This window comes from Silanimonas sp. (genome assembly GCF_027530345.1).
Lineage (GTDB): Bacteria > Pseudomonadota > Gammaproteobacteria > Xanthomonadales > Xanthomonadaceae > Silanimonas.
Map to the genome: position 1 here is coordinate 1 of NZ_JAPZQK010000059.1, position 14,376 is coordinate 14,376.

Genomic DNA, 14,376 nt, shown 5'->3' on the forward strand with positions numbered 1-14,376 from the left:
TCAGCCTCCGCCAACCAACGCTTCAGTTCTCGAGCACGCATCCGGCTTCTCCACGCCCGAAGTCCTCGGGCCGTTTCTAAACCGTGCTCCCACCCCGGCTCACCGTTCGAGACGATCAACAATCAACGCGAACAGCGCCAATAAAAACCCCGCGAGCCAGGGGAGACTCGCGGGGCTGGTGAAGCGACGAGAGGGGAGGCCCGCCGCTTCGGTGTGGGTCGACCAGGGGAGGGATCGAGTCCACGGCAACGGACGTTGCATCCGTTGCGTGACATCTGACCACCCGGGCACTGAGAAGTTCGTGAACTCCGGCGCCTTTTCCCCCGGGGATTCAGGAGGGATTCACCGCTTTGTCGTCGAAGCGTGACGGAGTCGCTAGTCCGCCGTGATGGAACCGTAAAGTCAGTGCGCCTCGTCCCAACTGGCGCCGACGCCCGCCTCGACGAGCAGCGGCACGCGCAGCGTCGCCGCGGCCTCCATGCGCCGCAGGATCTCGGCCTTGGCCTCGTCGACGAAGCCGGCCTCCACTTCGAACACCAGTTCGTCGTGCACTTGCATCAGCATGGCGATGCGATCCGAGCGCGGCACCGTCCACGCATCCACCGCGACCATCGCGCGCTTGATGATGTCGGCGGCGGTGCCCTGCATCGGCGCGTTGATGGCGGCGCGCTCGGCACCGGCGCGCTGCGCCTGGTTGCGCGAGCGGATCTCGGCGAGGTGCAGGCGGCGGCCGAACACCGTTTCGACGTAGCCCTTCTCTTTGGCCTGCTCGCGCGTGCGGTCCATGTAGGCGCGCACGCCGGGGTAGCGGCTGAAGTACAGGCCGATGTAGTCCTGCGCCTGGCCGCGGTCGATGCCGAGCTGGCGCGCGAGGCCGAAGGCGCTCATGCCGTAGATCAGTCCGAAGTTGATGGCCTTGGCGGCGCGGCGCTGGTCGCTGCTGACCTCGGCCAGCGGCACGCCGAACACTTCAGCCGCAGTGGCCTTGTGCACGTCGAGGCCTTCGGCAAAGGCGCGCAGCAGGCCGGCGTCCTCGCTGAGGTGGGCCATGATGCGCAGCTCGATCTGCGAGTAGTCGCAGGCGAGGATGACGCGGCCCTCGGGGGCCACGAAGGCGCGCCGGATCTGCCGGCCTTCCGGCGTGCGGATCGGGATGTTCTGCAGGTTCGGATCGTTCGACGACAGACGGCCCGTCGCCGCGCCGGCCTGGTTGTAGCGCGTGTGCACGCGGCCGGTGAGCGGATTGACGCTCTCGGGCAGCTTGTCGGTGTACGTGCTTTTGAGCTTGGCGAGGCCGCGATGCTCGAGGATGAGGCGCGGCAGCGCGTGCTGGTCGGCGATGGCCTCCAGCGCCTCTTCGTTCGTGCTGGGCTGGCCCGTGGGGGTCTTCACCAGCGCCGGCAAGCCGAGCTCGTCGAACAGCAGCGCCTGCAGCTGCTTGGGCGAATCGAGGTTGAAGGGGCGGCCGGCGATGCCGTGCGCCTCCTGCTCGATGGCGTGCAGGCGCTTGGCATGCTCCGCGCTCTGGCGCTTCAGCTCGGCGACGTCGATGCGCACGCCGGTGCGCTCCATCCGCGCCAGCACCGGCACGAGGGGTATCTCGATGTCGCGGTACACGGACGCGAGGGCCGGCTCGCCGGCGAGGCGCGAGGACAGCGCGGCATGCAGGCGAAGGGTGACGTCGGCGTCCTCGGCGGCGTAGGCCGTGGCGCGCTCGAGGTCGACCTGGTCGAAGGTGATCTGCTTGGCGCCCTTGCCGCACACTTCTTCGTACTTGACGGTCGTGTAGCCGAGGTGGCGCTCCGCCAGCGCGTCCATGTCGTGGCGGTTCAGGCCGGCGTCGAGCACGAAGCTCATCAGCAACGTGTCCTCGGCGTAGCCCTGCACGTCGATGCCGTGGCGGGCCAACACTTCGATGTCGAACTTGCCGTTCTGGCCGAGCTTCGGCTTCGCGACGTCCTCGAGGATCGGCTTGAGCGCCTCGCACACCATCGCCCAAGGGAGCTGCGGAGGCGCGCCGGCGTAGGCGTGCGCCACCGGGATGTAGCAGGCTTTGCCGATCGCGACGCACAGGCTGACACCGACGAGGTGGCACTGCTGCGGGTCGAGGCCGTCGGTTTCGGTATCGAAGGCGACCAGCGGCGCGGAGCGTAGCGCCTCGACCCAGCGCGCGAGCTGCGCCTCGTCGAGCACGCATTCGACCTCGCCTTTCGACGACCACGCCGGATCGATCGGTGCGGCCGGCGTCGCATCACCGCTGCCGCCGAAGCCGCGCGGGGCACTGCGCGCGCCGCCAGCGCCCGATGCGGGAGCGCCCGTTCCGCCATCCAGATCGCGCGCGGCCGCATTGAAGCCGTATTGCAGGTACAGCGCGCGCAAGGCGTCGACGTGGCGATCACGCAGGTGCAGCTCGGCCGGGCCGCGGTCGAGCTCGACATCGGTCTTGATGGTGACGAGCTGGCGGTTCAGCGGCAGGCGCGGCAGCGCGGCGCGCAGGTTCTCGCCGATCTTGCCGGTGATCTTGTCGGCGTTGGCGATGACGGCTTCGAGCGTGCCGTACTCGGCCAACCACTTCGCCGCCGTCTTTGGCCCGCACTTGTCGACGCCGGGCACGTTGTCGACGCTGTCGCCCATCAGCGAGAGGTAGTCGATGATCTGGTCGGCGCGCACGCCGAACTTCTCCATCACGTCGGCATCGCTCGCGAGCTTCGAACCGCTCATCGTGTTGGTGAGCATGATGCCGGGACGGACCAGCTGGGCGAAGTCCTTGTCCGAGGTGGACACGGTGACGTCCATGCCCTGCGCAGCGCCCTGCACCGCCAGCGTGCCGATCACGTCATCCGCCTCGACGCCGGGCACGCGCAGGATCGGAAAGCCCAGCGCCTCGACGATGGCGATCATCGGCTCGACCTGCGCGCGCAGGTCGTCGGGCATCGGCGGGCGGTGCGCCTTGTACTGCGGGTCGAGCGCTTCGCGGAAGGTTGGGCCCGAGGCGTCGAGAACGAAGGCGGCGTGCTCCGGCCCCTCCTTCAACGTGGCGCGCAGCATGTTGACGACGCCGAACAGCGCGCCGGTGGGCGTGCCGTCGGGGCCGGTCAGCGGCGGCAGGGCATGGAAGGCCCGGTAGAGGTAGGACGAGCCGTCGATCAAGACAAGGCGCGGCATGGACGGCTCCGGTTCGGCAGAGGCGGCGATTGTATCGGCCTCGCCCACGGTGCGATCCTCGCGCGTCGCGAGCCACGCGGGAGGGCGCATGGGCAGTATCCAGAAGATCATCGACGGGACCAGTGAGGTCTGCGGGCACGTCGCCGCGCTGGCAGCCACGGCGCTGGTCGTGCTCACGGCCGGCCTCGTGCTGGCTTTCAGCCTCGGCGTCGGCTCGGTGAGGCTTCAAGACCTCGTGCTGTGGCTCAACGCCGGCATGGTGATGCTCGGGCTCGGCTATGCGCTGAAGTACCGCGCGCACGTGCGCATCGACGTGTTCTCCTCGCGCTGGTCGGCGCGCACCGTGGCGCGGATCGAAGTGCTGGGCATCCTCGTGCTGCTGTTGCCCCTGTGCGCCGCGATCGCCTGGCTGAGTTTCGACTACGTGGCGATGAGCTGGCGCGTGTCGGAGCGCTCCGCCAGCTCGGGCGGGCTGGCCGGCCTCTACCTCGCGAAGACCCTCCTGCCGGTCGGTGCACTCCTGCTCGCGCTTCAGGGACTGGCCGAGGGCCTGCGCGCCCTGCCACTGGCCCTGGGCCGCCCGGCCTCGCCGCTGGCCACCACGGAGCCGCGCGCATGAGCCTGCACGACCAGCACATCCTGATGCTCGTCCTGCTGCTGCTGGGCCTGTGCGCCGGCCTGGCCAGCGGCTTCCCGGTGGCCTTCGTCATCGGCGGCGTGGCCCTGCTGCTCGCGGGGCTGGGCACCCTGCTCGGCAATTTCGATCCGAGCTTCCTGCAGGCGCTGCCGAACCGCCTGTTCGACACGATGACCAGCCAGACGCTGCTCGCCGTGCCCCTGTTCGTCTACATGGGCGTGATGCTCGAACGCAGCCAGCTCGCGGAAGCCCTGCTCACCCGCGTGGCCGCGCTGTTCGGGCAGCGTCGCGGCGGGCTGGTCGTGGCGGTGATCCTGGTCGGCGCGATCCTTGCGGCCAGCACCGGCATCGTCGGCGCCACGGTGGTGACGATGGGGCTGATCTCGCTGCCGGTGATGCTGCGCGCCGGCTACGACCCGAAGCTCGCCACCGGTGCGATTGCCGCCTCCGGCACGCTGGGCCAGATCATCCCGCCCTCGATCGTGCTGGTGCTGCTGGGCGACCAGCTCGGCAACGCCTACCAGCGCGCGCAGCTGGCCGCGGGCAACTACTCGCCGGACACCGTTTCGGTGGGCGATCTGTTCGCCGGTGCGCTGCTGCCCGGCCTCGGCCTCGTGGTGCTCTACCTCGGCTACGCCCTGTGGGTGGCCTGGCGGCACCCGGAGCGCGCGCCCGCGCTGCCCGACGCCGTGCGGCCCTCGCTGTTCGAGCTGGCCCGCGACGTGCTGCCGGCGCTCGGCCTGATCGTGCTGGTGCTGGGCTCGATCCTCGGCGGCTTCGCCACGCCGACGGAAGCCGCGGCCGTGGGCGCTCTGGGCGCCAGCGCCTTCGCCGCGATGCGCGGCCGGCTCTCGCTGGCGCGCCTGCACGAAGTCGCGCGCGAAACGGTCAAGGTGAGCGCGATGGTGTTCGCCATCCTGTTCGGCGCCGCGCTGTTCTCGCTGGTCTTCCGCGGCTACGGCGGCGACGACCTCGTGCATGAACTGCTGACGGGCCTGCCGGGCGGGGCGAACGGGGCGGTGCTGCTGGTGATGCTGTTGATGTTCCTGCTGGGCTTCGTTCTCGACTTCATCGAGATCGTGTTCATCGTCGTGCCGATCGTCGCTCCGGTGCTGTTCGCCCTCGGCGTCGATCCGGTGTGGCTGGGCGTGATGATGGCCGTGAACCTGCAGACGAGCTTCCTGACGCCGCCCTTCGGCTTCGCGTTGTTCTACCTGCGCGGCGTCGCGCCGCCGAGCATCGAGACGATGGCCATCTACCGCGGCGTGGTGCCGTTCATCGTGCTGCAGCTGTCGATGCTGGCGATCCTGTGGGTGTTCCCGGAGCTCGCGACCTGGTTGCCGGGCGTGCTGTACGACTGAGCCGGCCGGCCCGCGGGGGCGGGCCCGTGCCTCAGCCGCGCTGCGCCTTGATGTTCGCGACGACGTCTTCGAAGGGCGCCGGACGGCCCAGCAGGTAGCCCTGCAGCTCACCACAGCCGTGCTCGGCGAGCCAGTCGCGCTGCGGCTCGGTCTCGACGCCTTCGGCCACGGTGTCGAGGCCGAGGCTGCTCGCCAGCAGGATCACCGAGGCGCAGATGGCCTCGTCGTCCGGGTCGCCGCCGAGGCCGCGCACGAAGCTGCGGTCGATCTTCAGGCGCTGGATCGGCAGGCGCTTCAGGTACGAGAGCGAGGAATAACCGGTACCGAAATCATCCACCGCGATGCCGACGCCGAGCTTCGCGACGCGACGCATCTGCTCGATGGTGCTTTCGGCGTTCACCATCAACACGCTCTCGGTCAGTTCGAGCTCGAACGCGCCGTGCGGCAGCGCGAACTCCTGCACGATGGCCTCGATGTCCTCGAGCAGGTGGTGGTGCAGCTGCGTGGCCGACACATTGACCGCCAAGCGCACATCACCGAGGCCCATCGCCACCAGCTCGGCATGGCGCCGCGCCGCGTCGCGCAGCACCCAGCGCCCGACCTCGACCATGAGGCCGCTCTCTTCGAGGGCATCGATGAAGTGCCCCGGAGCGAGCAGTCCACGCTGCGGGTGGCGCCAACGCAACAGGGCTTCGAGGCCCTGCGCGCGGCCGTCCCAGCGGAACTGCGGTTGGTAGTGCAGCTCGAACTCCTGCCGCTCGACCGCCTCGCGCAGCTGCGAAATCAGGAAAAGGCGCTCGGTGGCGCCCTGGTCGAAGGCCGGCTCGTAGCCGACGGCGCAGTTCCGGCCTCGCGCCTTGGCCTGGTACATGGCGATGTCGGCGCGCTGCAGCAGGATGCCGGCCTCGTCGCCATGCTGCGGGCAGCGCGCGTAGCCGATGCTGGCGGTGACGTAGTGCATCGAACCCGCCAGCTCGACCGGGCGGCGCAAGGCTTCGGTGATGCGGTCGACGACGCGCAGCACGTCGGTCTCGACCTCGCCGAGCAGCAGCACCACGAACTCGTCGCCACCGAAGCGCGCGACGGTGTCGGTCTGCCGCAGGCAGCCCTGCAGGCGGCGCGCGACGGTGCGGAGCAGCTCGTCGCCGGCGGCGTGGCCGAGCGAATCGTTGACCAGCTTGAAGTTGTCGAGGTCGACGAACAGGACCACGAGGTTCAGGCCGAAGCGCTTGCTTTCGCGGAGCGCCTGCGCGAGACGGTCGCGGAACAGCTGGCGGTTCGGCAGCGTGGTGAGTTCGTCGTGGGTCGCACGGTGCGCCAGCGCCTGCTCGGTGGCCACACGCTCGCTGACGTCGATCTGCGAACCAACGTAGTGGGTGAGCGTGCCGCTCGCGTCGCGCACCGGCGAGACGACCAGTTCGATCCAGTAGGCGCTGCCGTCCTTGCGGAAGTTGCGCAGCAGCACCTGTCCGTCGCGCCCTTCGCGCAGGGAATGCCGCAGGGTTTCCAGGCCGGGCTGCTCGCGTTCGGCGCCCTGCAGGAAGTTGAGGTTGCGGCCCAGCAGTTCGGCGGCGCTGTAGCCGCTCATGGCCTCGAGGGCGGCGTTCACGTAGACGGTCGGCCAGCCGTCCTGCCGGGCATCGACGATGGCCACGCCGGTGGTCGTGGCGTCGAGCGCGCGCTTCAGCAGCGCGAGGCGGTCGATGGCACCGAGCTCCTCGCTGATGTCGGTGACGCCGCCGATGGCGCGCACCGGGTGGCCGGCGGCGTCGCGCAGGATCATCAGGCGGTCGCGGGCGTTGCCGGTGCTGCCATCGGGCTTGTCGAAGCGGTAGGCGATCTCCCACTCGACCATGCCGGTGTTCAGCGCCTGCGCATAGCCCTGCCGAACGCGCTCGCGGTCCTCCGGGTGGACCTTGGCGAGCCAGTCGGCGATCTCGTGCGCGGCCGCATCGGCGGGCAGGCCGAACATCCGGCAGAAGGCCTCGCTGCGCCACAAGGTGTTGCGCTCGAGGTCGGCGTCGTAGATGCCGTCGCTGGTGGCGCGGGCGATCAGTGCGAAGCGCTCGCGCTCGCGGGCCTCGCGCCGACGGGCCCGCCACAGCGCCAACAGCGCCACGCCCATCGCAATGAGCAACGCGAGGATGGCGAGGGTGGACGGTGACGCGCTTGCGGGCATGGCGGCTCCGAGGGGACGCCGTCAGCCTACCAGCGTCACCCCCGGCAGGCCGAGTACGTAGTCGGCGCCCATCAGCATCGACGGGGTCTTGAAGCCGGGCTCGGCGCCGCCGTCGAGCAGGCGCTGCGTGATGCCCAGCGCGGCGGTCACCGTGAGGTCGTAGCCGTTCGGCGTGCGCAACTGGCGCTTCAGCTCGCGACCGTCCGCGGTGCGCGCTTCACCCCATACCAGCGTGTCGGTCTTGCCGCGCTTCGACTCCGACGGGCCGCGGACGCTTTTCTCGACGCGCGCCTTCATGAAGCGCTGCACCGGACCGAGGCCCAGCAGCGGCCGGACGAGGCGCAGGCGCCGCACGCGACCGATGACGGCCGGCGGCACCGCCATGTAGACCTCGATGTCCGGGATGCCGGTGCTGACGTAGGCCGTATAGACGTCGCCCCACGGGATGGTCATGGCCGTGCGGGGCTCGCCGTCACGATCGAAGGTGCGGTGCTTCCACGCCAGCGGCACCGTGGTCATCTGGCCGCCGATGCGGGCGCGCCCGCCCTTGCCGAGGCCCTCGACGCTGGTCTTGGCCGTGCCCGGGCTGGGGCCGCCACCGGCTTCGAAGGCCAGGACGAGCGAGGTGGCCTCGGGGAGATCCCGCTTCAACTGCGCCGCAAGGCAGTCGGTGGGCACCACGTCAAAGCCGGAACCCGGCAGCACGACGATGCCGGCCGCCTTCGCCCGCGCGTCCTGCTGGTGGCAGTGCGCGAAGACGTCGATCTCGCCGGTGATGTCGAGGTAGTGCGCCTTGGCGCGCAGGCAGGCCTCGAGCATCGGGGCGCAGGTTTCGGAGAACGGCCCCGCGCAGTGCAGCACCAGCGTGACGCCGCGAAGGCCCAGGTCGAGCGCGGCGGGCTCGAGGCCGAAGACGCGCACTTCGAGGCCGCCGAGCTCTCGCCCCATCGCCTCGAGCTCCTCGCGGCGACGGCCGGCGAGGATGGGCTTCATGCCGCGCGCCACCGCGGCCTTGGCCATCAGGCGGCCGGTGTAGCCGTTGGCGCCGTAGATCATCCACGTCATCGCATCGTCTCCGTCAGCCGCGGCGCATCGCGCCGGCGGTTTCCATCAGCTTCTTGAAGTACCAGTTCGGGAACCAGCGCTTGAGGCGCCAGCGCATCGGCTCGTGCTTCGTCGGCAGCACGAGGAAGGTGCGGGCCTGCAGGGCGGCGTAGGTCGCGTCGGCCACGGAATCGAGGGTGTCCGGGCTCTTGTCCATCATCCGCGAAGCCATGCCGCGCACCTTGGCGTCGCCGTGGAAGTTCTCGAGCAGGTTGGTGCGGAAGAAGGCCGGGCACAGCACCGAGACATCGACGCCGGTGCCGTGCATCTCGGCGCGAAGCTGCTCGGAGAAGGCCACCACGCCGGCCTTGGCCACGCCGTAGCTCATGATGCCGGGCGCGCCGGCGAGGCCCGCGAAACTCGCGGTGCTCACGACGTGGCCGCGGCCGCGTTCGACCATGCCGGGCAGGAAGGCCAGCGTGCAGCGCACCACACTGAGCAGGTCCACCTCGATGAGGCGCCGCCACTCGGCCATGTCGGTGCCGAGCAGCGCGCCGCCGCTGGCGATGCCGGCATTGTTGACGAGCACGTCGACACCACCGACGGCCTGCTCGACGGCCGCCTTCAACGCGTCGATGGACGCGTCGTCGCCGACATCGGCCTGGAAGGCGAGGTGGCCGTCACCGGGCAGGCTCGACGCGGCCGCCTGCGCACGCGCGGGGTCGAGATCGACGCAGAGCAGGCGCGCGCCGTCGCGGGCGTAGCGCTGTGCGAGGGCGAGACCAAGGCCACTGCCGGCGCCGGTGATGAGCACGCGCAGGCGTGCGGAGGAGGCGGGGTTCGTTGAGCCAGCAGCCATCGGCAGTCCGTACGGGGCGGTGTGGTAGGTTCCCGAGCCTAACGCAAAGCCCCCTTCGCGATGGAGTGAACGATGAGTGACGCCTCGACCCTGTTCTCGTTGGCCGGCCGCACCGCGCTGGTCACCGGCGCCTCGCGCGGCATCGGCGAATCGATCGCCCACCTGCTCGCCGCGCAGGGCGCGCACGTGATCTGCACCAGTCGCAAAGTCGAAGCCTGCGAGGCGGTGGCCGAGGCCATCCGCGCGGCGGGCGGCAGCGCCGAGGCGCGCGCCGTGCACATCGGCGACCCGGCCGCGATCGAAGCGCTGTTCGCCGCCCTCGACGCCGAGGGCAAGACCGTTTCGCTGCTGGTGAACAACGCCGCGGCGAATCCCTACTTCGGCCCGATGCTCGACATGGACCTCGTGGCCTACGAGAAGACCGTCGAAGTGAACCTGCGCGGCTACTTCTGGGCCACGGTGCAGGCCGCGAAGCGGATGGCCAAGGCCGGCGGGGGCAGCATCGTCAACGTCGCCTCGGTGAACGCGAAGCGCCCGGCGCCCGGCCAGGGCATCTATTCGATGACCAAGGCCGGCATCGTCAACATGACCGAGGGGTTCGCCAAGGAACTCGCCGCGCAGAAGGTGCGCGTCAACGCCGTGCTACCCGGTCTTACCGACACCAAGTTCGCCAGCGCCATCACCGGCAACCCGAAGATGATGGGGATGATGAGCCAGCTGATCCCGCAGGGCCGCGCCGCGCAGCCCGACGAGATCGCGCCGGCGGTGCTGTTCCTGCTCAGCGATGCGGCGAGCTACGTGACCGGCACCACGCTAACGGTTGACGGCGGCTATCTGGCCTGAGGCTTTCGCCAGCGCGCCTGCCTTCGCGTGCCGGCAGGCCGCTCTCCGCGGACTCGGGGCTGTCCTGCCCCGAGCCGCGCGCTCGCCATCCATGGCTCGCTTTTCGCTGGCCCGCCGGCCCGCGGGCGCGGCACGCTGGCCCACCCCGCAGGCCTGAGCCACAATCGCACGACCACACTGGACGTGCCCCGCCGTGACGCCTGAAGCGAAAGCCCGGCAACTGATCGACGAGCGCCTGCAGGCCGCCGGCTGGCAGGTGCAGGACCTCAAGGCCCTGAACCTCGGTGCCGCCCGTGGGGTGGCCGTTCGCGAGTACCCCACCGACACCGGGCCGGCCGACTACGTGCTGTTCGTCGATCGCCAACCCGTCGGTGTCATCGAGGCGAAGCGCGATGAGGCCGGCGAAGCACTGGTGGTGGCGGAAACCCAGACCGAGCGCTACGCCGCCTCGGCGCTGAAGTGGCGCAAGGACAACACCCCCCTGCCCTTCCTGTTCGAGGCCACGGGGCAGATCACCCGCTTCACCGACGCCCGAGACCCGGCGCCGCGCTCACGCGAGATCTTTCATTTCTTCCGACCGGACACGCTCGCTGATTGGTTAGCCAAGGGCAGCACGCTGCGCCATCGCTTGGCCAAGGCCATGCCCACCCTGCCCATCGAGAACCTGCGCGACTGCCAGATCCGCGCGGTCACCGGCCTCGAAACCTCGCTGGCCGCGGCCCGCCCGCGGGCGCTGATCCACATGGCGACCGGCGCCGGCAAGACCTTCACGGCCATCACCGCCATCTACCGCCTGCTGAAGTTCGGCGGCGCGAAGCGGGTGCTGTTCCTCGTGGACACCCGCAACCTCGGCAAGCAGGCGCATCAGGAGTTCATGGCCTTCACCCCGCCGGATGACGGCCGCAAGTTCACCGAGCTCTACAACGTGCAACGGGTCGGCCCGGGCGGCGTGGACCGTCACGCGCAGGTGTGCATCAGCACCATCCAGCGCCTGTGCTCGGCCCTAAGCGGCACGACGCTCGACGAGGCCGATGAAGACCTCGCGCCCGAGGACGTGGCTCGCGCGCTGAAGGAGGGCCGCTTCGTCCGCTATGCGTCCGAGCTGCCCATCGAGACCTTCGACGTCATCGTCATCGACGAGTGTCACCGCAGCATCTACAACCTGTGGAAGCAGGTGCTGGACTACTTCGACGCCTTCCTGATCGGCCTGACGGCCACGCCCGACAAGCGCACCTACGGGTTCTTCAACGAGAACGTGGTGGCCGAGTACAGCTACGAGGACTCGGTGGCCGACGGCGTCAACGTCGGCTACGACGTGTACGAGATCGTCACCGAGATCACCCAGAAAGGCGCTGAAGTGAAGGCGACCGAATGGGTCGATCACCGCGACCGGCAGACCCGCAAGAAGCGCTGGGCCGAGGCCGAGGAAGACCTGCCCTACACCGGCCGCGAACTCGATCGTTCGGTGGTGAACCCCAGCCAGATCCGCCACGTGATCCAGGCAATGAAGGAAGCGGTGGAGAAAAAGATCTTCCCGGCACGCAAGGAAGTGCCGAAGACGTTGATCTTCGCCAAGACCGACAGCCATGCCGACGACATCGTGCAGACCGTGCGCGAGGTGTACGGCGAGGGCAATGCCTTCTGCCGCAAGGTGACCTACAGCGAGAAAGAGGCCGACGCCGTGCTGCAGGCCTTCCGCAACGACTACCACCCGCGCATCGCCGTGACCGTGGACATGATCGCCACCGGCACCGACGTGAAGCCGCTGGAGGTGCTGCTGTTCATGCGCGACGTGCGCAGCAAGGGCTACTACGAGCAGATGAAGGGGCGCGGTGTGCGCAGCCTGTCGGCCGATGGCCTGAAGCGCGTGAGCGCCTCGGCCGATGGGGCCAAAAGCCGCTTCGTGCTGATCGATGCCGTGGGTGTGGAGAAGTCGCTGAAGACCGAGAGCCGCCCGCTGGAGAAGAAGCCCGGCGCGGCGCTGAAGGACTTGCTGCTCGGAGTTCATCTGGGCCAGCGCGACGATGACACCTTGCAGTCGCTGGGCAACCGGCTGGTGCGCCTGGGCAAGCAGCTCGACGACAAGGCGCAGGTGCGCATCGCGCAAGCCAGCGGCGGCCTGCCGGTGCGCGAGCTGGGCAAGGCCCTGTTGCAAGCCTTGGACCCGGATGCCATCACGGCCGATGCCCTGGCCACCGCGGCCGCAAAGGGCATCACCCGCGACGCCGAAAGCCTGACCGCCGAGGAACGGGCCGCCGCCCGCGACGCCCGCGTGGATGCCGCCTGCGCGCCCTTCGACCAGCCGGCCCTACGGGAATGCATCGAGTGTGCCCGTCGCGAGCACGAGCAGATCATCGACCACCTCAACACCGACACCGTTCTGGTCAGCGATTTCAGCGAGCAGGCCGAGGCCGCCGCGCAGCGCGCCGTGCAGGCCTTCGAGGCTTTTGCCCGCGAGCACAAGGACGAACTGTTGGCCCTGAGCTTCTTCTACCAGCAGCCCTACCAGCGCCGCGCCCTGACGCTGGAGGCCGTGCAGGAATTGCACGACGCGCTGGCCCGGCCGCCGCTGATGCTCACCACCGAGCGCCTGTGGCAGGCCTATGCCCGGGTGCAGGCCGGCAAGGTGAAGGGCGTGGACGCGCGGCGACAGCTCACCGACCTCGTGGCCCTGCTGCGCTTCGGGCTCGGTTTGGATGCCGAGCTGCAGCCCTTCGCCGACACCGTGGACCAGCGCTTCGCGAAGTGGATCTGGCGGCACAACAGCCGCCGCGCGACGGCCTTCACGCCCGAGCAGACCGAGTGGCTGCGGCTGATCAAGGAGCACATTGCCAGCTCCTGCGCCATCGCCCGCGAGGATTTCGACTACGCCGAACTGGCGGCACGCGGCGGGCTGCAGAAAGCGTGGTCGCTGTTCGGCGCGGAGCTGGAGCCGCTACTGGCGGAGATGAATGAGGAGCTGGTGGCGTGAGTGAGATGTATCCGCTACCCGCGGGCTGGTGTTGGAGCTCATTAGGCCAACTGCTGACTGGCATCGAAACAGGCAAGAGCTTCAAGTGCGAAGAACGCCCGCCCACAACCAATGAGGTTGGTGTCATCAAGGTCAGCGCTGTGACATGGGGCGAGTTCAAGGAGCTGGAAAGCAAGACTTGTACCGACCCCGAGCGCATCAACTCGGCGCTATTTGTTCAGCGCGATGACTTCCTATTCTCTCGCGCCAACACGATTGAGCTCGTCGGCGCTTGCGTTATTGCGAAGCAAGTGACCCTGCGAACGATGCTCAGCGACAAGATCCTCCGCTTTCGGTTCACTACCGATGCGATGAAGATCTGGGCGCTTCATTTGCTACGCAGCAAACAGGGGCGGCACCAGATCGAAGCACTTTCCTCGGGGAACCAGGATTCGATGCGAAACATCGGGCAAGAGCGCATCGGTCTGATTCAAGTGCCGGTGCCGCCCGCCGACGAGCAGGCACGCATCGTCGCCAAACTCGACGAACTGCTCTCCGACCTCGATGCCGGCGTCGCCGAGCTCAAGGCCGCGCAGCTGAAGCTGCAGCGCTATCGCCAGTCGCTGCTGAAGGCCGCCGTCGAAGGCGCGCTGACCGCCGAGTGGCGGCAGAAGAAGCGGCCCACCGAAACCGGTGCCGAGCTGCTGCAGCGCATCCTGCGCGAGCGTCGTGCGCGCTGGGAGGAGCAGCAGCTGGCGAAGTTCGCCGCGCAGAGCAAAGCGCCGCCGAAGGGCTGGAAGGACAAGTACCCCGAGCCGCAGCCGCCCAAGACGGAAGGGTTGCCGGAGCTGCCGGAGGGGTGGGTGTGGGCGAGTGTGGAGCAACTGTCGCCAAACGACCTTGCTAATGGACGATCCGTCCCAACAGCCGCGTCGGGAGCTCGGGTTCTGCGATTGACCGCGGTGAAAGGCGGACGAATCGACCTTTCTGAGTACAAGGTCGGCGAATGGACAGACGACGAAGCAAGGCCGTTCGCAGTTGCAGAGAACGACCTGCTCATAGTGCGCGGGAACGGCTCACTAGCGCTTGTCGGTCGCGCCGGCTTGGTTGGTCCCGTCGACATGCAAGTCGCTTTCCCCGACACCCTTATCCGCCTTCGAATCATCAACTCAGTGGCAAGCCCTGCGTGGCTCGGCCTAGGGAAGGTCTGAACAATCCGCCGAACCCTCGTGATTTCGCGGCAGGAAGGCCGAAATCGCGTCAATCCGGTCGGAATTCCACGTTTTGCCGCGCCGCCAGACGGGTTTCCCCGTTCAGCGGACGCACTTACCCTGCCGC

The 14,376-nt window shown here is 68.9% G+C and carries 9 protein-coding genes; 5 read left to right on the forward strand and 4 right to left on the reverse strand.

Annotated elements, in window-relative coordinates; translation table 11 throughout:
- Positions 1–402 precede the first annotated feature (402 nt).
- Positions 403–3,165, reverse strand: coding sequence for a DNA polymerase I (polA, locus tag O9255_RS14870; RefSeq protein ID WP_297867656.1), 2,763 nt, complete (start codon positions 3,163–3,165; stop codon positions 403–405).
- A gap of 88 nt (positions 3,166–3,253) precedes the next feature.
- Between polA and O9255_RS14875 the strand changes: the two genes are divergently transcribed.
- Together O9255_RS14875 and O9255_RS14880 are read left to right on the forward strand one after the other, a co-directional pair.
- Positions 3,254–3,784 (forward strand): TRAP transporter small permease subunit, encoded by a 531-nt coding sequence (locus O9255_RS14875; RefSeq protein WP_297867649.1) that lies wholly within the window; start codon positions 3,254–3,256, stop codon positions 3,782–3,784.
- Complete coding sequence (locus O9255_RS14880; RefSeq protein WP_297867650.1) at positions 3,781–5,163, forward strand: TRAP transporter large permease subunit; 1,383 nt, start codon at positions 3,781–3,783, stop codon at positions 5,161–5,163. Before O9255_RS14875 ends, O9255_RS14880 begins: the two co-directional genes overlap by 4 nt.
- A 31-nt stretch (positions 5,164–5,194) precedes the next feature.
- Here O9255_RS14880 and O9255_RS14885 read toward each other — a convergent pair whose 3' ends face one another.
- The 3 genes from O9255_RS14885 to O9255_RS14895 are packed head-to-tail and all read right to left on the reverse strand — an operon-like array spanning position 5,195 to position 9,245.
- Positions 5,195–7,342 carry an EAL domain-containing protein gene (locus tag O9255_RS14885; RefSeq protein ID WP_297867651.1) on the reverse strand — a complete coding sequence of 716 codons (2,148 nt, stop codon included), beginning with the start codon at positions 7,340–7,342 and terminating at the stop codon, positions 5,195–5,197.
- Between the two features lie 21 nt (positions 7,343–7,363).
- Complete coding sequence (locus tag O9255_RS14890; protein WP_297867652.1) at positions 7,364–8,407, reverse strand: saccharopine dehydrogenase NADP-binding domain-containing protein; 1,044 nt, start codon at positions 8,405–8,407, stop codon at positions 7,364–7,366.
- A gap of 13 nt (positions 8,408–8,420) precedes the next feature.
- Positions 8,421–9,245, reverse strand: a complete 825-nt coding sequence (locus O9255_RS14895; RefSeq protein WP_297867653.1) for an SDR family NAD(P)-dependent oxidoreductase — start codon at positions 9,243–9,245, stop codon at positions 8,421–8,423.
- 72 nt (positions 9,246–9,317) lie between these two features.
- On the opposite strand from O9255_RS14895, the gene O9255_RS14900 reads away from it, so the two are divergent.
- The 3 genes from O9255_RS14900 to O9255_RS14910 all read left to right on the forward strand — a co-directional run bounded on the left by O9255_RS14900 (position 9,318) and on the right by O9255_RS14910 (position 14,249).
- Positions 9,318–10,088: a glucose 1-dehydrogenase gene (locus O9255_RS14900; protein WP_297867654.1), complete on the forward strand. Its 771-nt coding sequence runs from the start codon at positions 9,318–9,320 to the stop codon at positions 10,086–10,088.
- A 193-nt stretch (positions 10,089–10,281) separates the two neighbouring features.
- On the forward strand, positions 10,282–13,059 hold the full coding sequence (locus tag O9255_RS14905; protein ID WP_297867655.1) for a type I restriction endonuclease subunit R: 2,778 nt from the start codon (positions 10,282–10,284) through the stop codon (positions 13,057–13,059).
- Entirely contained in the window at positions 13,056–14,249 is a 1,194-nt protein-coding gene (locus O9255_RS14910) for a hypothetical protein (protein WP_345781386.1), read from the forward strand. The genes O9255_RS14905 and O9255_RS14910 overlap by 4 nt, the downstream gene beginning before the upstream one ends.
- Positions 14,250–14,376: the final 127 nt, after the last annotated feature.